14 protein-coding genes are annotated in these 17,626 nt (G+C 63.8%); 9 read left to right on the top strand and 5 right to left on the bottom strand.

The genetic code is table 11. From position 1 onward, the window contains the following. Nucleotide 1: 1 nt before the first annotated feature. The 5 genes from rpsO to ACFE72_RS13290 all read left to right on the top strand — a co-directional run bounded on the left by rpsO (nucleotide 2) and on the right by ACFE72_RS13290 (nucleotide 7,354). The gene (gene rpsO, locus ACFE72_RS13310) at nucleotides 2-271 is read left to right on the top strand and encodes a 30S ribosomal protein S15 (protein ID WP_304744400.1); all 270 of its coding nucleotides are present in this window, start codon (nucleotides 2-4) and stop codon (nucleotides 269-271) included. 323 nt (nucleotides 272-594) lie between these two features. Further along, on the top strand, nucleotides 595-2,748 hold the full coding sequence (pnp, locus tag ACFE72_RS13305) for a polyribonucleotide nucleotidyltransferase (protein ID WP_375413569.1): 2,154 nt from the start codon (nucleotides 595-597) through the stop codon (nucleotides 2,746-2,748). A 542-nt stretch (nucleotides 2,749-3,290) separates the two neighbouring features. Then, entirely contained in the window at nucleotides 3,291-4,028 is a 738-nt protein-coding gene (locus tag ACFE72_RS13300; RefSeq protein WP_375413568.1) for a superoxide dismutase, read from the top strand. A 456-nt stretch (nucleotides 4,029-4,484) separates the two neighbouring features. Further along, the gene (gene katG / locus ACFE72_RS13295) at nucleotides 4,485-6,650 is read left to right on the top strand and encodes a catalase/peroxidase HPI (protein ID WP_375413567.1); all 2,166 of its coding nucleotides are present in this window, start codon (nucleotides 4,485-4,487) and stop codon (nucleotides 6,648-6,650) included. A 107-nt stretch (nucleotides 6,651-6,757) separates the two neighbouring features. After that, entirely contained in the window at nucleotides 6,758-7,354 is a 597-nt protein-coding gene (locus ACFE72_RS13290; RefSeq protein ID WP_375413566.1) for a glutathione S-transferase family protein, read from the top strand. A 97-nt stretch (nucleotides 7,355-7,451) separates the two neighbouring features. On the opposite strand, the gene fabI is transcribed toward ACFE72_RS13290, so the two are convergent. The 3 genes from fabI to fabA form a co-directional block, all read right to left on the bottom strand. Further along, nucleotides 7,452-8,252, bottom strand: coding sequence for an enoyl-ACP reductase FabI (fabI, locus tag ACFE72_RS13285; protein ID WP_375413611.1), 801 nt, complete (start codon nucleotides 8,250-8,252; stop codon nucleotides 7,452-7,454). 114 nt (nucleotides 8,253-8,366) lie between these two features. Next, a complete protein-coding gene (gene fabB, locus ACFE72_RS13280) occupies nucleotides 8,367-9,590 on the bottom strand; it encodes a beta-ketoacyl-ACP synthase I (RefSeq protein WP_375413565.1) in 1,224 nt (407 codons plus the stop codon). Nucleotides 9,591-9,669: 79 nt separating this feature from the next. Continuing rightward, nucleotides 9,670-10,227, bottom strand: a complete 558-nt coding sequence (gene fabA / locus ACFE72_RS13275) for a 3-hydroxyacyl-[acyl-carrier-protein] dehydratase FabA (protein WP_375413564.1) — start codon at nucleotides 10,225-10,227, stop codon at nucleotides 9,670-9,672. Between the two features lie 334 nt (nucleotides 10,228-10,561). On the opposite strand from fabA, the gene irrA reads away from it, so the two are divergent. After that, entirely contained in the window at nucleotides 10,562-11,053 is a 492-nt protein-coding gene (irrA, locus tag ACFE72_RS13270; protein WP_375413563.1) for an iron response transcriptional regulator IrrA, read from the top strand. 288 nt (nucleotides 11,054-11,341) lie between these two features. Here the strand turns inward: irrA and ACFE72_RS13265 are convergent, their stop codons facing one another. Then, nucleotides 11,342-11,869 (bottom strand): SH3 domain-containing protein, encoded by a 528-nt coding sequence (locus tag ACFE72_RS13265; RefSeq protein ID WP_375413562.1) that lies wholly within the window; start codon nucleotides 11,867-11,869, stop codon nucleotides 11,342-11,344. A 258-nt stretch (nucleotides 11,870-12,127) separates the two neighbouring features. Here ACFE72_RS13265 and ACFE72_RS13260 point away from each other — a divergent pair, with 258 nt between their 5' ends. Continuing rightward, nucleotides 12,128-13,129 (top strand): 2-hydroxyacid dehydrogenase, encoded by a 1,002-nt coding sequence (locus ACFE72_RS13260; protein WP_375413561.1) that lies wholly within the window; start codon nucleotides 12,128-12,130, stop codon nucleotides 13,127-13,129. A gap of 114 nt (nucleotides 13,130-13,243) precedes the next feature. Here ACFE72_RS13260 and ACFE72_RS13255 read toward each other — a convergent pair whose 3' ends face one another. Then, nucleotides 13,244-14,044, bottom strand: a complete 801-nt coding sequence (locus ACFE72_RS13255; RefSeq protein WP_375413560.1) for a ThiF family adenylyltransferase — start codon at nucleotides 14,042-14,044, stop codon at nucleotides 13,244-13,246. A 264-nt stretch (nucleotides 14,045-14,308) separates the two neighbouring features. Here ACFE72_RS13255 and ACFE72_RS13250 point away from each other — a divergent pair, with 264 nt between their 5' ends. Both ACFE72_RS13250 and ACFE72_RS13245 read left to right on the top strand, forming a co-directional pair. Continuing rightward, nucleotides 14,309-15,670: a serine protease gene (locus ACFE72_RS13250; protein WP_375413559.1), complete on the top strand. Its 1,362-nt coding sequence runs from the start codon at nucleotides 14,309-14,311 to the stop codon at nucleotides 15,668-15,670. Nucleotides 15,671-15,909: 239 nt separating this feature from the next. Further along, the gene (locus tag ACFE72_RS13245) at nucleotides 15,910-17,361 is read left to right on the top strand and encodes an L-lactate permease (protein WP_375413558.1); all 1,452 of its coding nucleotides are present in this window, start codon (nucleotides 15,910-15,912) and stop codon (nucleotides 17,359-17,361) included. The last annotated feature ends 265 nt before the right edge of the window (nucleotides 17,362-17,626 follow it).

The raw sequence follows: 17,626 nt of genomic DNA, 5'->3' as shown, positions 1-17,626 counted from the left end.
GATGTCGATTACCGCAGAACGCAAAGCGGAAGTCATCAAGACCAATGCCAACAAGGCCGGCGACACCGGCTCGCCGGAGGTTCAGGTCGCGATCCTGTCGGAACGCATCAACAACCTCACCGGCCATTTCAAGAGCCACGTGAAGGACAATCATTCACGCCGCGGCCTGTTGAAGATGGTCGCCACGCGCCGGTCGCTGCTCGATTACATCAAGCGGAAGGACGAGGGACGCTACAAGGCCTTGCTCGAAAAGCATAACATTCGCCGCTGAGTACGATTTGCGCGCATGTTGCGCGCGTTTTTGCATGATCCGGAAAAGTGGTCTTCCGGTTCTCCGATCAGATCATGCATTTTTATAAGCGCGTGGACTCATGAGTCTGCGCGGCGTGTCCAGCAGCAATCCGGCGGCTGGGCGATAACGGGTAAAACGCCCGTACCATCGGAAGGATGGACGCCATTTCAGACTTGAAAGCCATGGCAGGATCGCCGGACGCTGAGATCGCGATATCGTCGCGCTCAGCGTCTCGCAATCTTGCGCATGGTTTTTGCGTTTCGGGCGTCCGCACTTTCGCGAAACCATGAAAGAAAACCGAAATGTTCAATATTCATTCAGTCGAAATCGACTGGGGTGGCCGTCCCCTCAAGCTTGAAACCGGCAAGATCGCGCGCCAGTCCGACGGCGCCGTCGTCGCCACCTACGGCGAGACCGTCGTGCTCGCCACCGTGGTCGCCGCCAAGTCGCCGCGTGAAGGCGTCGACTTCCTGCCGCTGACCGTGGACTATATCGAAAAGACCTACGCCGCGGGCCGCATTCCCGGCGGCTACTTCAAGCGCGAGGGCCGGCCCACCGAAAAGGAGACGCTGGTCTCCCGCCTGATCGACCGCCCGGTGCGTCCGCTGTTCGTCGACGGCTGGCGCAATGAAACCCAGATCGTCGCCACGGTGCTGTCGCACGACATGGAAAACGATCCCGACGTTCTGGCCGTGGTCGCCGCATCCGCGGCGCTGACACTGTCCGGCGCGCCGTTCAAGGGACCGATCGGCGCCGCCCGCGTCGGCTTCATCAATGACGAATACGTGCTCAACCCGACGCTGGACGAGATGGCCGACACCCAGCTCGACCTCGTTGTCGCCGGCACCGCGGACGCCGTGCTGATGGTCGAGTCGGAAGCCAAGGAACTCAACGAAGACATCATGCTCGGCGCGGTGATGTTCGGACACCGGCATTTTCAGCCGGTCGTCAACGCGATCATTGAGCTTGCCGAGAAGGCTGCTAAGGAACCGCGTGACGTCAAGGTCGTCGACGAGAGCGCGCTGGAAAAGGAAATCCTCGGCCTGATCGAGACCGAGCTGCGTTCGGCCTACGCCATTCCGGTCAAGCAGGATCGCTACGCTGCGGTCGGCAAAGTCAAGGAAAAGGTGATGGCGCACTATTTCCCGGAAGGCCAGGAGCCGAAATACGACAAGCTGCGCATCGGCGGCGTGTTCAAGGAAGTGGAAGCCAAGATCGTCCGCTGGAACATCCTCGACACCGGCAAGCGTATCGACGGCCGCGATTCCAAGACCGTTCGTAACATCATCGCCGAAGTCGGCGTGCTGCCCCGCGCCCACGGTTCGGCGCTGTTCACCCGCGGCGAAACCCAGGCGCTGGTGGTGACCACGCTCGGCACCGGCGAGGACGAGCAATACATCGACTCGCTGTCGGGGACCTATAAGGAGCAGTTCCTGCTGCACTACAACTTCCCTCCCTACTCGGTCGGTGAAACCGGACGCATGGGCGGCACCAAGCGCCGCGAGATCGGCCATGGCAAGCTCGCCTGGCGCGCGATCCACCCGGTGCTGCCGCCGCATCACGAATTCCCCTACACGGTGCGCGTGGTCTCGGAGATCACCGAATCCAACGGCTCTTCGTCGATGGCCTCGGTGTGCGGCGCTTCGCTGGCGCTGATGGATGCGGGCGTTCCGTTGAAGCGGCCGACCGCGGGCATCGCCATGGGCCTCATCCTCGAGGACAAACGCTTCGCGGTGCTCTCCGACATCCTCGGCGATGAGGATCATCTCGGCGACATGGACTTCAAGGTCGCCGGCACCGATGTGGGCATCACCTCGCTGCAGATGGACATCAAGATCGCCGGCATCACCGAGGAGATCATGAAGGTCGCGCTGGGGCAGGCCAAGGAAGGCCGCATCCATATCCTGGGCGAGATGGCGAAGGCGCTGACCAACGCGCGCGCCGAGCTCGGCGAATACGCGCCGCGCATCGAGACCTTCAAGATTGCGACCGACAAGATCCGCGAAGTGATCGGCACCGGCGGCAAGGTGATCCGCGAGATCGTGGAAAAGACCGGCGCCAAGGTCAACATCGACGACGACGGCACCGTCAAGGTGGCTTCCGCCGACGGCGAATCGATCAAGGCGGCGATCAAGTGGATCAAGTCGATCGCGTCCGATCCGGAACTCGGCCAGATCTATGACGGCACCGTGGTCAAGGTGATGGAGTTCGGCGCCTTCGTGAACTTCTTCGGCGCCAAGGACGGCCTCGTGCACATTTCGCAGCTTGCTGCGAACCGCGTGCAGAAAACCTCCGACGTCGTCAAGGAAGGCGACAAGGTCAAGGTCAAGCTGCTCGGCTTCGACGACCGCGGCAAGACGCGGCTGTCGATGAAGGTGGTGGATCAGACCACCGGCGAGGACCTCGAGGCCAAGCAGAAGGCGGAAGCACCGCCGCGCGAGGCGGCCGGGGAGTAATTTCGCGAAACGATTCGACGAATTGGCAAAAGGGCGGCTGCAAAGCCGCCCTTCGTCATTGCGGACCAACGCGCGTGCGGCGCCGCCGGCTCGATAAGAAGCTCCGCGATGCAATCCTCGCGAGCGCCGGAACGGCCGGATCGCTGCGTCGCAAGGGCTCTTCGCAGTGACGTTTCGCCACCTCCCGTCGTCATCCTGAGAGCCTGACCGAAAAGCATCCGATGACGTCAGGTGTCGCCATCGGGTCGTCATGCCCGGCCTTGTGCCGGGCATCCACGTCTTATAGGCGCTGATGCAAGAAAGCCGTGGATGGGCGGGACGAGCCCGGCCATGACGAAAGTGAACCATTTCAATCCGACGGCGAGAACAGGAAAATATAGACTGTTTTTCTGTCAGGCTCTCGGGATGACGGCGCTCGAAGGATGCGCGATTGCGCCGCAGCGGCACTATGGCCACAATGGAAACCGGCACTCCCGCGCGCGCGTAGTTTGTCGACGCGTTCGCATCGAGGACGCGCTTGTTCCATCCAACGGAGAACCACGATGTCATCATTGTCCCGCCGCCATCTGTTCGGAGCGGCCGCAGCTATCATCGCCACCGCGGCCGCGCCGCGCGTTTTCGCCCAGGCTCCAGCGCCCGCCGCCGCGCCGGCGGGACCATTCGGGCTTCCGCCCCTGAACTATCCCTTCAGCGCGCTGGAGCCGCACATCGACGCCAAGACCATGGAAATCCACCATGACCGGCATCACGCCGCCTATGTCGCCAACCTCAACGCCATAGCCAAGGCCAACCCGCAGCTGGCAACCAGCGCCGTGCCGGACGTGCTCGGCAATCTCAACGCGCTGAATGACGACATCAAATTCGCGGTCCGCAACAATCTCGGCGGCCATGCCAACCACACCATGTTCTGGGAAATCATGGGACCGAACGGCGGTAAGCCGGAAGGCGAGGTGCTGGCCGCGATCGACCGCGATCTCGGCGGCCTGGAAAAATTCCAGACCGATTTCAATGCCGCAGGCGGACGCCAGTTCGGCTCGGGCTGGGTGTTCGTCACCGTCGCCAAGGACGGCAAGCTCGCCATCGAAACCCGCCCCAACCAGGACAGTCCGATCATGGACGGCAAGCGTGCGCTGCTCGGCAATGACGTCTGGGAACACGCCTATTATCTGAACTACCAGAACCGCCGCGCCGATTACTTGAAGGCGTGGTGGAACACGGTGAACTGGAGCAAGATCGCCGAGCGCTATGCCGCCGCAAAATCCGGGACGCTCGGCATATAGGCGCCGTGTTCCGAGCGCGGCGCATCGTGTCTTCATTCGGCTCCGCAAAGCCGGGACCGCGCTGAATTATTGCCGGCTATGAGCCCGGCCCTGCAGCGCATCCGCCGCGACCTGCGCATCGCAGGCGCGCGGTAACGCGCTTCATGGCGGTGCTTCCGGGGCACATGACCTCGGGATCGCCGCCTCGGCTGCTGACAGCAATCCTGTGATCCTACTCAAACAAGTAGGCTCAACAACGCGAGACAATTCAACTCGATCTCCGTTATATTATTCCAGGGTCGGCCCACTCTGCCCAACATTCAACTTAGAGGGACGCCAAACAACCTGATGATCATTCGCTCCTCGACGGTCCGCGCCGGAGAACGCGATTTGAGCATCAATGCCACCACGTTCCAAAAAATCTGAATAGCTCGGTTGGGAAACACCCGATAAATCAGCGAACGATCGGAGAGTAACATGGACGCAAAGACTGACGACAACGCCGGCAAGTGCCCGTTCACAGGCGGTACGCGCGGACACGGCAATCGCGACTGGTGGCCGGAGCGTCTCGACATCGGCGTGCTGCATTCGGCCCATCCTTCCGCCGATCCGATGGGCAAAGCCTTCGACTACGCCAAGGAGTTCAAGAGCCTCGATTTGAACGCCGTGATCAAGGACCTGCACGCGTTGATGAGGGATTCGCAAGCCTGGTGGCCGGCCGACTTCGGGCATTACGGCGGCCTGTTCATCCGCCTCGCATGGCACAGCGCGGGCACCTATCGCACCACCGACGGCCGCGGCGGCGCCGGTGCCGGGCAGCAGCGCTTCGCGCCGCTCAACTCCTGGCCTGACAACGCCAACCTCGACAAGGCGCGCCGCCTGCTGTGGCCGATCAAGCAGAAATACGGCAAAAAGATTTCCTGGGCCGACCTGTTCGTTCTCGTCGGCAACGTTGCGCTGGAAGACATGGGCTTCAAGACCTTCGGCTTCGCCGGCGGCCGCGCCGATACCTGGGAGCCGGAAGAGTTGTACTGGGGTCCCGAGGGAAGCTGGCTGGGCGACGAGCGCTACAGCGGCGAGCGCCAGCTTCATGAATCGCTCGGCGCGGTGCAGATGGGCCTGATTTACGTCAACCCGGAAGGCCCGAACGGCAATCCCGACCCGGTCGCGGCGGCCAAGGACATCCGCGAAACCTTTTTCCGGATGGCGATGAACGACGAGGAGACCGTAGCCCTGATCGCCGGCGGCCATACCTTCGGCAAGACCCACGGCGCCGGAGATCCGTCGCTGATCGGCCCGGAGCCGGAAGGCGGCGCGATCGAGGATCAGGGCCTTGGCTGGAAGAGCGGGCACGGCACCGGCTACGGCGCCGACGCCATCACCGGCGGCCCGGAAGTCATCTGGTCGCAGACGCCGACGAAGTGGAGCAACCACTTCTTCGACAACCTGTTCAAATTCGAATGGGAGCTCGACAAGAGCCCGGCCGGCGCGAAACAGTGGCGGGCGAAAGGCGCCGTTGCCGACATCCCCGACGCGCATGATCCGTCGAAGAAGCGTGTACCGACCATGCTGACCACCGACCTCGCGCTGCGGTTCGACCCGGCCTATGAGAAGATTTCGCGGCGCTTCTACGAGCATCCGGATCAGTTCGCCGACGCGTTTGCACGCGCCTGGTTCAAGCTGACCCACCGCGACATGGGTCCGGTCGTGCGTTACCTCGGCCCGCTGGTGCCGAAGGAAACGCTGATCTGGCAGGATCCGATCCCCGCGATCGACCATGAACTCGTCAGCGAGCAGGACATCGCCGCGCTGAAGGCGAAGATCCTGGAGTCGGGCCTGTCGGTGTCGCAACTGGTCTCGACGGCCTGGGCATCGGCGTCGACGTTCCGCGGCTCCGACAAGCGCGGCGGCGCCAACGGCGCGCGCATCCGGCTTGCGCCTCAGAAGGACTGGGAGGTCAACGATCCGAGACGGCTCGCGGCCGTGCTGTCGAACCTCGAAACGATCCAGAAGGAGTTCGGCAAGAAAGTGTCGCTTGCCGATCTGATCGTGCTCGGCGGTTGTGCCGCAGTCGAGAAGGCTGCAAAAGATGCCGGGATCGACGTGAAGGTGCCGTTCACGCCGGGCCGCATGGACGCATCGCAGGAACAGACCGACGCGGCGTCGTTCGCGCCGCTCGAGCCTCGCGCCGACGGCTTCCGCAACTACGCCAGCAGCAAGCCGCAGTTCATGGCGCCGGAGGAGGCGCTGGTGGATCGCGCGCAACTGCTGCGGCTGACGGGACCGGAAATGACCGTGCTCATCGGCGGCCTGCGCGTGCTCGGCGCCAATGCCGGCGGCGCCAAGCATGGCGCCTTCACCGACCGGCCTGGAAAGCTGACCAACGACTTCTTCGTCAACCTGCTCGACATGCGCACGGAGTGGCAGCCCGCCGGCTCCGACGGCGTGTACGAGGGGCGCGACCGGAAGACGAAAGCGGTCAAGTGGACCGGCACGCGGGTGGACCTGATCTTCGGTTCGCACTCGCAGCTTCGCGCGCTGGCGGAGGTCTACGCCTGCGCGGACTCGCAACAGAAGTTCGTGCAGGACTTCGTGGCGGCCTGGGTCAAGGTGATGAATCTCGATCGCTTCGACCTCGCCTGAGTCCCGCAGGCGTATTGGCTTCGGTATATGAACCAGGATTGAAAGGGGCGCTCGTGAAGATCGCCCCTTTTGATCGAGCAGCACCGCGTCGAAGCAAGGACTGATCGATGATGAAACTGTACTGGGCGCCGCGCACGCGCTCGTTCTCCGCGCTCTGGCTGATGGAAGAAACCGGACAGCCCTATGAACGGGTGCTGACCGACATTTCCGCCGGCGCGCAGAAGACGCCGGAATACCTCGCCATCAATCCGATGGACAAGGTGCCGGCGCTAAAGGACGGCGATGCGACGCTCGCCGAAGCCGCGGCGATCTGCGCTTACGTCGCCGAGCGCTACCCGCAGGCAAATCTGGCGCCGCCGCTAGGCGACGCCAGGCGTGCAAAGTATCTGTACTGGCTGTTCTTCGCGCCAAGCTGCATCGAACCGGCGATGGTGCAGGTCGCGACCAAGGTGGAGATGCCTTCGGTAGCCGCCGGCTGGGGCGAGGCGCAGCGGGTGTTTGACGTGCTCGACAGGGCGCTCGAAAAAGGCCCGTGGATCCTCGGCGAGACATTCTCCGCCGCGGACGTCGCGATCGGATCCGGGCTCAATTTCGCGGTAAAGCTGTTCAAGATGGTGCCGTCGCGGCCGTCGTTCGACCGCTACATCGGGGCGTGTTCGGCGCGCCCGGCCTTCCAGCGCGCCAGCGCCATTGCGGCCGGGTGAAACAAGCATCATGCGCGGGCTCGGCCCACGCATCCATCCATCTTCGCAAGGGTCGTTGGAAGCGGACGGATTGCAGGGTCGAGCCCGGCAATGACAATCACTCCGCCTTCAACTCATCCGGGTGCGGCATCGACAGGATGTTGTAGCCGGAATCGACGAAGTGAATGTCGCCGGTGACGCCGGTGGAAAGATTGGACAGCAGGTACAACGCCGCACCTCCGACTTCCTCGATGGTGACGGTGCGCTTCAGCGGCGCGTGGCGCTGCTGGAATGCGAACATCTGCCGCGCGCCGGCAACCCCGGAGCCGGCCAGGGTGCGCACCGGCCCCGCCGAAATCGCGTTGACGCGAATGGCGCGCGCGCCGAAATCCGCGGCGAGGTAGCGTACCGAGGCCTCCAGTGCCGCCTTCGCGACGCCCATCACGTTATAATTCGGCATCACCCGGGTCGAGCCGCCATAGGTCAGCGTCAGCATCGCGCCGCCGGACGCCGGCATCAGCTCCGCGGCGCGCCGGGCGAGTTCGGTGAACGAAAAACACGAGATCAGCATGGTGCGCAAGAAATTCTCGCGCGTGGTGTCGGCGTAGCGCCCTTTCAGCTCATTCCTGTCGGAGAAGGCGATGGCGTGCACCAGAAAGTCGAGTTCGCCCCATTTGGCGCGCAGCGCCGCGAAAACGTCATCGACGCTGGCGGGACTTTCCACGTCGCATGGCAGCACCGTGTCGACGCCGAGCGATTCCGCCAGCGGCTTGACCCGCTTTCCCAGCGCGTCGCCCTGATAGGTGAAGGCCAGTTCGGCGCCCTGCGCGGCGAGCGCCCTGGCGATCCCCCAGGCAATCGAATGATCGTTGGCGATTCCCATCACCAGACCGCGCTTGCCCTGCATCAGCTCGTTCATCTCAGCGGCGCTCTTGTTGGTCATGGCCTGCTGGATCCGCACATCGCGTCCGGCGCGGGCTTGGCACGCGTATCCATCCACCTTCGCAAGGATGGTGAATGGTGTGGCGCAGTCTCACGCATCCATCCGCTTGAACACCAGCGTGGCGTTGGTACCGCCGAAGCCGAACGAATTGGACAGCACGGTACCGACCTTGGCATTGTCGATCCGCTTGCGCACGATCGGCATGTCGGCGAATGCCGGATCGAGTTCGGTAATGTTGGCGCTTTCGCAGATGAAGCCGTTGTTCATCATCAACAGCGAATAGATCGCTTCCTGCACGCCGGTGGCGCCGAGCGAATGTCCGGTCAGCGATTTGGTCGCCGAGATCGGCGGGCACTTGTCTTCGTTGCCGAACACCTTGCGAAGCGCCTCGATTTCCGGCGGATCGCCCGCCGGCGTCGAGGTCGCATGCGGGTTGATGTAATCCACCTTGGTCTTGACGTTGGCCAGCGCCATCCGCATGCAGCGCTCGGCGCCCTCGCCGGAGGGCGCCACCATGTCGTAGCCGTCGGAGGTGGCGCCGTAGCCGACGATTTCGCCGTAGATGCGCGCGCCGCGCGCCTTGGCATGTTCGAGTTCTTCGAGCACCACCACCCCGGCGCCGCCGGCGATCACAAAGCCGTCGCGGCTGACATCATAGGCGCGCGACGCGGTGGCCGGAGTATCGTTATATTTCGACGACATGGCGCCCATGGCATCGAACAGCACCGACAATGCCCAGTGCAGCTCTTCGCAGCCGCCGGCGAAAATGACGTCCTGCTTGCCGACCTGGATGGTCTCGTAGGCGTTGCCGATGCAATGGTTGGAGGTCGCGCACGCCGAGGAGATCGAATAATTGACGCCCTTGATCTTGAACCAGGTGGCGAGCGTCGCGGAGGCCATCGACGACATCGACTTCGGCACCGCGAACGGGCCGACGCGTTTCGGTCCTTTGGTGCGGGTGGTGTCGGCTGATTCGACGATGACCTTGGCGGAAGGCCCGCCGGAGCCCATGATGATGCCGGTGCGCTCATTGGAAATATCCGACGGCTCGAGCCCGGCATCGAGAATCGCCTGTTCCATCGCGACATGATTCCACGCCGTTCCTTCGGCGAGGAATCGCATGGCGCGGCGATCGATGATGTTGACCGGATCGAGCGTCGGCCGTCCCTGCACCTGGGAGCGAAAACCCAGCTCGGCATATTTCTCTGCGCGGGTAATGCCGGACTTCGCCTCATAGAGGCTCGCAAGCACTTCCTGGGTGTTGTTTCCGATGGATGAGACGATCCCCATCCCCGTGATGACAACCCGCCTCATGATCGCCTCGCCTTTGTCATTTGGTTGTATTCGAACCGGCCGTCAAACCGGACCCGCGCTGTCGATCCGCCACGTAACTTCAGTTTTCCGGCTGCACTGCGGCACTCGGCTTGAACAGGCCGACCTTCAAATCCTTCGCGCGATAGATAATCTCGCCGTCGGCGGAAAGCCACCCGTCGGCAATGCCGAGCACCAGCTTCGACCGCATCACGCGCTTGATATCGATATTGTACACAACCTTGCGGACATTCGGCAGCACCTGGCCGGCGAGCTTCAATTCGCCGAGGCCCAGTGCGCGGCCCGGCCCCTCGGCGCCGCTCCAGACCAGAAAAAAACCGATCATCTGCCACAGTGCGTCGAGGCCGAGGCAGCCTGGCATCACCGGATCGCCCTTAAAATGGCAGCCGAAAAACCACAGGTCCGGATTGACGTCCAATTCGGCGCGCATGACGCCACGGCCATACTCGCCGCCGGTAGCCGTAATCTCGCTGATGCGGTCGAACATCAGCATCGGCGGCAGCGGCAACTGGGCGTTTCCCATGCCGAATATCTCGCCGCGCCCCGCTGCCAGCAGTTCCTCATAGTCGTAGCTGCTCTGCCGGACGTGCGTGGCGATGCCCTGTTTTACATCCGTCACTGTGACCTCGCGCGAATGGACCGTTTCCGGCGAAGAAACGCCATGATCCTGATTGAAGGCTGACACCGCCTGATAGCACCCGGTTGCGGCAAATCGGCACCCGCTTTGCCTCATCGCCCAAACGGCTTCGCGCGGTCTCTATCATATGCCCGCGAACGGGCAAAGCGCGTCCCTCCATCCGCGGCAATCCACCCCTGACTATCTAAACATGTAGTTGGAACCGGCTTCCAGCAGGTTTACCACTCTCTGGAGGCGTTCTAGTTGCGAAAAACTTGCATGTAACCGGTTTAGTTTCTATAATTCAGCGTGACAGCGCGGGGTAGCCCAAGTGGATATGAGTAAAAACGCTGCGATTTCAGACGCCGATGCCGACGGCGCTGCACTGGTGGCTCTGGGGCGCCAGCCGGCGCTGACCGGCTGCCCGTGGCATGACGTCAACGAGATGCTGCAGGCGGCGGGCCTCCGCCCGACCCGGCAGCGGATGGCGCTGGGCTGGCTGCTGTTCGGAAAAGGCGCGCGCCATCTGACCGCCGAAATGCTCTATGAGGAAGCCACCCATGCCAAGGTCCCGGTTTCGCTCGCCACCGTCTACAACACGCTCAACCAGTTGACCGATGCAGGCCTGCTGCGCCAGGTCAGCGTCGACGGCACCAAGACCTATTTCGACACCAACGTGTCGGCGCATCATCACTTCTATCTCGAGAGCAACCACGAGCTGGTCGACATTCCCGATCCGCATCTGATGCTGCAGAAGGTGCCCGACGTCCCCGAAGGCTACGAGATCAGCCGCATCGACATGGTCGTGCGCCTGCGCAAGAAACGCTGAGATTTTCTGCCGCCGTCCATCGCTGTAAGCCGTCATGCCCGGGCCTGCCCCGGGCATCCATGTTTTTGCTCCACATCAGAAAGAAAGACGTGGATGCCCGGCACAAGGCCGGGCAGCGCGGTCTACGTCATGGCCGGGCTCGTCCCGGCCATCCACGTCTTTGCCCCACATCAGAAAGAAAGACGTGGATGCCCGGCACAAGGCCGGGCATGACGGTCGAGATGTGTGAATCCAGTAGGGTCAAGCCCGGCCATGACGGATATTGGGTGCTCAGCCGAGCGATAGCGATCACTCCACCTTCTCGTCGGCATAGACGCCCCACAGCCGCTGCTGCTCGATCCAGCCGTCAAACCCATTGCCGATGACACGGCACCAGCCGGTCGCGCACTTTTTGACCTGGGCCACCACGCCGGCTTGCAGGCGGGCCGCGATTTTGCCGGTCGTGTCCGGACGCTCATAGAGCGAGGCGAGCTCTTCCTTGGTCTTCATGGTGATGACGGCGGTGCGGCGGCCCGACAGCAGCGAGTGATACACCCAGCCCTCGGCGCCCTCGGAATCGCGCACCCGGCGCCAGTTCTCGAATTCGGCGGTGATTTCGACCGGCAGGCCGGAACGGGTGTAGACCCAGGCCACGTCGTTGTCCTTGGTCGGACCGGCGCGGACGTTGACGTGATCGGATTTCAGGCTGACATAGCGCGGCACCGGTAGGCCGCTGGATGAAACCGCCGCGTCCTTTGCCGAAAATCCGGTCGAGACCGACGCGCCCAGCGCCACGCCCGCAAGCACCGCGGTCTTGAAGATTTGCCGGAATGCCATTCACTCGTCTCCCGCCGAGAACCCATCTGAAATTCATTAAAGGAAAGCCGGAATCGCCGTCCCTCCGCGCCCCCGGGTTGTCCTCCCGGGTTGTCTTGGCCCGGCCTTCTGCTAGAGAGACTGAACGCCAAAGCTCAAGGGAACCCCAAGGAACATCGGGACCGCGCCGCAGCGGCAGTTTCGAACACCTAAGTTAATGAGGACTGAACGGTTAAGCCAAAGCCTGACGTTTAAGTTGAAGCCTCATGAGAGCAGGATATGTCGGTCAAGAAAAAGCCTTTGGTCGTGGTCACCCGCAAGCTGCCGGACTCCATCGAGACGCGTATGCGCGAACTGTTCGACGCGCGGCTTAATCTCGACGATACGCCGATGACGCAGGAGCAGCTCGCGGAAGCTGTCCGGTCCGCCGACATCCTGGTGCCGACCGTCACCGACGAGATCACCGAAGACATTCTCAAACAGGGCGACGTGAAGCTGAAGCTGATCGCCAATTTCGGCAATGGCGTCGATAATATCGACGTGGCGGCGGCGCATGCGCTCCACATCACCGTCACCAACACGCCGAAGGTACTCACCGAAGACACCGCCGACATGACCATGGCGCTGATCCTGGCCGTGCCGCGCCGGATGATCGAAGGCGCCTCGATCCTCACCGAGGGCAAGGACTGGCCGGGCTGGTCGCCGACCTGGATGCTTGGCCACAGGATCGGCGGCAAACGGCTCGGCATCATCGGCATGGGCCGTATCGGACAGGCGGTAGCGCGCCGCGCCCGCGCCTTCGGGCTGCAGATCCACTATCACAACCGCCGTCCGGTGCCGCCGCGCATCGCCGACGAACTCGGCGCGACCTATTGGGAAAGCCTCGACCAGATGCTGGCGCGGATGGACATCATCTCGGTGAACTGTCCGCATACGCCCGCCACCTACCATCTGCTCTCGGCGCGGCGGCTGAAGCTGGTGCGAAAGGACGCCTACATCGTCAATACCGCGCGCGGCGAGGTGATCGACGAAGACACCCTGGTCAAGCTGATCGAAGCCGGCGACATCGGCGGCGCCGGCCTCGACGTATTCGAGAACGAGCCCGCGGTCAGCCCGAAGCTGGTGCGGCTCGCCAAGGCCGGCAAGGTAACGCTGCTGCCGCACATGGGCTCGGCCACCATCGAGGGCCGCGTCGAGATGGGCGAGAAGGTGATCATCAACATCCGGACCTTCCTCGACAACCACAAGCCGCCGGACCGCGTGCTGCCGAGCATGTTGTAGCGGCGCCGTGTCCGGACGCGGCGCGGCATTCTTCATGCCGCTCGCCAGGGCGGAACCATCACAAAGGCGGTGCTTCGTTACGGCGCTGCGCAGCCTCCGCGGAACGCACCATCCTCACCTCGCCCCGACCAAATCCACAATCGTCGGCCTTTCGCCGTTGAGCGGATTGTCCTTGTCCCAGCGATAGCGCAATGTCTCGAACCGCATGGCGCGGGCGTCCACCATCAGCAGCCGCCCGACCAGCCCGTCGCCAAAGCCGACGATTTCGCGGATCGCTTCCAGCGCCATCATCGATCCAAGCACGCCGGCGAGCGCGCCCATGACGCCGGCCTCGGCGCAGGCCGGCACCGTGCCGGGCGGCGGGGCTTCCGGAAACAAACATCGATAGGTCGGATTGAACTCTCCGGCAGCATTTTTCTCATGCGCCCGGACCGTGGTGAGCGATCCGTCGAACATGCCGAGCGCCGCCGTGATCAGCGGCTTCTTGGCAAGAAAGCAGGCGTCCGAGACGAGATACCGCGTCTCGAAATTATCCGAGCCGTCGAGCACCAGGTCATAGCCCGATAGCAGCGCCATCGTATTCGACGCAGCGAGCCGGGTGGCATGTGCAACGAATTTTACGTAGGGATTGAGCGCGTGAATCTTCTCTGCGGCGCTGTCGACTTTGGGCCGGCCGATGTCCGGCGTAAAGTGAATGATCTGGCGCTGCAGGTTGGACAGCGACACCACATCATCATCAACCACGCCGAGCGTGCCGACCCCGGCGGCGGCGAGATACATCAGCGCCGGCGCGCCGAGCCCGCCGGCGCCGACCACCACCACCGACGCCGCCTTGAGCGCCGCCTGGCCGGGCCCGCCGACCTCGCGCAGCACGATGTGGCGGGCGTAACGCTCAAGTTCGTCCGGGCTCAGCATGGAGAGGTCCTAGCTTGATTGATCCACATTCGCCACGCTTGGTGTCCCCGGACGCGGCGCGGCCTTCTTCCTGCCGCCCCGCAGCGCCCGGACCAGACCCAAGCGCAGGGTTCGACACGGCCCCGGCTCTGCCGCGCGTCACGCCGCGAAGAGCGGCACACGCGCTTGCGTGCGGGGCACAACCGTCTGTCCATGAACCCCCGCCGTGTTGGTGACGACCAAGCAGGTGTGCTTAATTGCGTGTGCGTCAACCCGGGAATTGTCATGAGATCGGTGACCGCTGCAACCATTGTCATCGTCGCCTCGGCGGTTTCCGCCCAGGCCCAGATGACGCCGCCGGCCGCAACAGCCGTCCGGCCGAAACCGGTCGCGACTGTTCCGGTCCGTCCGGCCGTGCAGACCCCCGCCGACACCGCGGGCGCCATGGCACAGGCGGAGCGTCAGGCGATCCAGTCGGACCTTGCCTGGGTCGGACAGTACAATGGCGCAATCAATGGCGAGGTCGGCGACCGCATGGTGACCGGCATCAAGGCATTTCAGAAGGACCGCGGCGGCAAGCCGACCGGCGTGCTCAATCCGCAGGAGCGCGGCGCGCTGGCGGAGGCCGCGAAGAAACGCCAGGACGCTGTCGGCTGGAAGATCGTGTTCGATCCCGGCACCGGCGTACGGCTTGGCGTGCCGGCAAAACTGGTGCCGCAGCAATCCGGCGACGCCAACGGCATAAAGTGGACTTCCACCACCGGCACCATCCAGATTCAGATGGCGCGGCGCAAGGAAGCAAGCCCGACCACGGCGAAACTCGCCGAGCAAGAGAAGAAGGAACCCGCTGGGCGTAAAATCGACTACAGCGTGGTCAAGCCGGATTTCTTCGTGCTGTCGGGCATGCAGGGCCTGAAGAAATTCTACCTGCGCGGCCAGATCAAGGGCGATGAGGTGCGCATCCTCACCATCCTGTACGATCAAGCCACCGAAGGCACCATGGAGCCGGTGGTGGTTGCGATGTCGAGCGCGTTCAATCCGTTCCCCAGCGGCGCGCAGGCCGGACCGCCGCCGCGCAAGACCGTCGAATACGGTACCGGCATCGTCGTCAGCGACGACGGGGCGATCGTGACCGACCGCCAGGTGGTCGACGGCTGCCTGTCGATCGTGGTCGCGCGATACGGCAACGCCGATCGCGCCGCCGAAGACAAGGGCCGCGACCTCGCGCTGCTGCGCATTTACGGCGTGCGCGGATTGAAACCGCTGGCGCTAAATCCCGGCGCCGCGAAATCGAGCATCGAACTGACCGGCATCGCCGATCCGCAAAGTCAGGCGGGCGGCGCGGCGGCAAGCAGCGTCAAGGCGCAGATCGCGCAAACAGGGAGCAGCGAGCAGGCGCTGACGCCGGCCCCTGGCCTGGGCTTTTCCGGTGCCGCGGCGCTTGACGCCGACGGCGTGTTCGCAGGAGTGGCGCTGCTGAGGCCGGTGCTGGTCGCGGGGCCTGCAACCGCCACGCCGCCGCCGCAGGCGACATTGGTGCAGGCGGACGCGGTGCGCGGATTCCTGAAAGCCAACGGCGTCGGCGCGGCCGGCGGATCGGCGGACGCCAAGGCTGCGGTGGTGCGGGTGATCTGCGTGCGGAAATAGGTTTTTCCGAAACGCCTGCGCGCACTCGCGAGCGCCGTCCAGCCGAGCCCGCGCAGATAGGCACGGATATACGCGTTAATTGAACCGGGCGTTTTCCGGGATCGTGGTGGTCCGCGATATGCACACCCGGTATTCGGCGCCGGCGCAACGACTCCTGGCCCCGGGAAAAGCCGGAATAGCAGTGGCGTAAATCCGCGCGCTTCTGGTATCCAGCCGGAAAAAGGGAAAGCGAGCCGGACTTGGACTATCTTCTCTGGTCGCTGCCATTCGTCGCGGTGGCCATGCTGATCGCGTCGGGACGCGCCTCGTCCACCGCGGCGGGCTGCGTTGGCTTGGCAACGGCGGTTGCGGTGTCGCTGGTCGCGGCTCCGAACCGTTTTGACGGATCGGACGCGGTTGCCGCGGTTGCACGGGGCGGATGGCTCGCGTTCCTCGTGGGGGCCGTCATTCTCGGAGGTCTGTTCTTCCGCGAAGTGATCTCGGGCGATGCGCCCGCAGGCAAGCCGCTGCAGATTGCTGCGGCACGGCGACGAAAGCAGCTTTATACGACGTGTTTTCTCGTGGGTCCCTTTGCCGAGGGAGCGACCGGTTTCGGGATCGGTCAGGTCACCGTCGCGCCGATCCTGCAAGGCATCGGGCTCGCGCCGGTCGATGCCGTGCTGCTCGGCCTTTTCAGTCAAATAATGGTGTCCTGGGGAGCAATGGCGAACGGCACCATCGTCGGGTCGCAACTCTCCGGGATTGGCCCGATCGATCTGGGCCTCCATAGCGCGCTGCTCACGGCGCCGCTGCTGGTGGCCTGGCTCGGCCTGTTCTGGCGCATTGCGGCGCGTGCGGGAGTGCCGGGCACGCTGATGGATTTCGCCGGCGAGACCGCATGCACGATCGCCGCGGCCGGCTTGCTGATCGCATGCAACGCGATGTTCGGCCCGGAAGTCGCGGCCTTGGCCGCGCTCGGGCCGCTCATCGTCGCGAGATTTCTGATCGACGGCAAGCCGGACGGCGATCAATGGCGCGCCGCTGTTCGCGTCGGGCTGCCTTATGGCGCGCTCATTGCAGGCCTGATCGCGACGCGCGCGATAGCACCGGTCAACGCGTTTCTGGCCCATGCCGTCGCCATACGTCCTTTTGCCGAAGGTCCGACATGGTTTCCGCTCCTGCATCCCGGTTCCTGGCTGCTGGTCGTCGGCCTTGCCACGACGCTGGTGACCGGACGGCCGGCGCTGGCTGCACCTTCCCTGCAGCGGGCGTGGACGCGGGGCCGCAAACCGATCCTGACCATCGGTTTTTTCCTCGCAATGGCGCAGGTGATGGCGATGTCCGGCATGGCCGATGGCCTCGCCAGAGGCCTGCGCTCGATACTCGGACCTTTCGCGGTATTGGCGACACCCTTGTTTGCGGGATTGTTCGGCTTTCTGACCGGAAGCAGCAACGCTTCCAACGGCCTGCTGATGCCGGCCCAGATCGCCCTCGCCAAGGAAGCCGCTTTGAGCCTGCCGTGGTTGGGCGCGATTCAAAACACGACCTCCGCGGCCTTGACCATGCTTTCGCCGGTTCGGGTGGCGGTCGGTTGCGCACTGGTCGGAGACCCGAAGCTCGATCGCACCGTCTATTTGCGCGCCTGGCCCCTCGGACTGGTGCCGCTTGTCATTCTCACCGCGGCAACCGCGCTGCTCCTCGTTCGGCATTAGGCGTTTACGTCATCCTGACGTGCGCGCGCTTGTGCGCCTCGAAAGAGGGCCGCATACGCGCTGGTGGCTATCCTTCGAGGCTCGCCGGTACCGGCGAGACCTCGGAGCCTGGCCGAAAAGCAGCCCAATATTTCCCTGCTTTAGCTGTCGGATTGAAAGTGATTCACTTTCGTCATGGCCGGGCTTCGTCCCTACTGGATGCACACATCTCGCCGTCATGCCCGGCCTTGTGCCACGGCTGTCCGGTTCATTGAAAGTATAGTCC

It is taken from the genome of uncultured Bradyrhizobium sp. (assembly GCF_964252615.1).
Lineage (GTDB): Bacteria > Pseudomonadota > Alphaproteobacteria > Rhizobiales > Xanthobacteraceae > Bradyrhizobium.
Note: the sequence above shows the minus strand (reverse complement) of the source record. Positions and strands in the feature narration are given on the sequence as shown.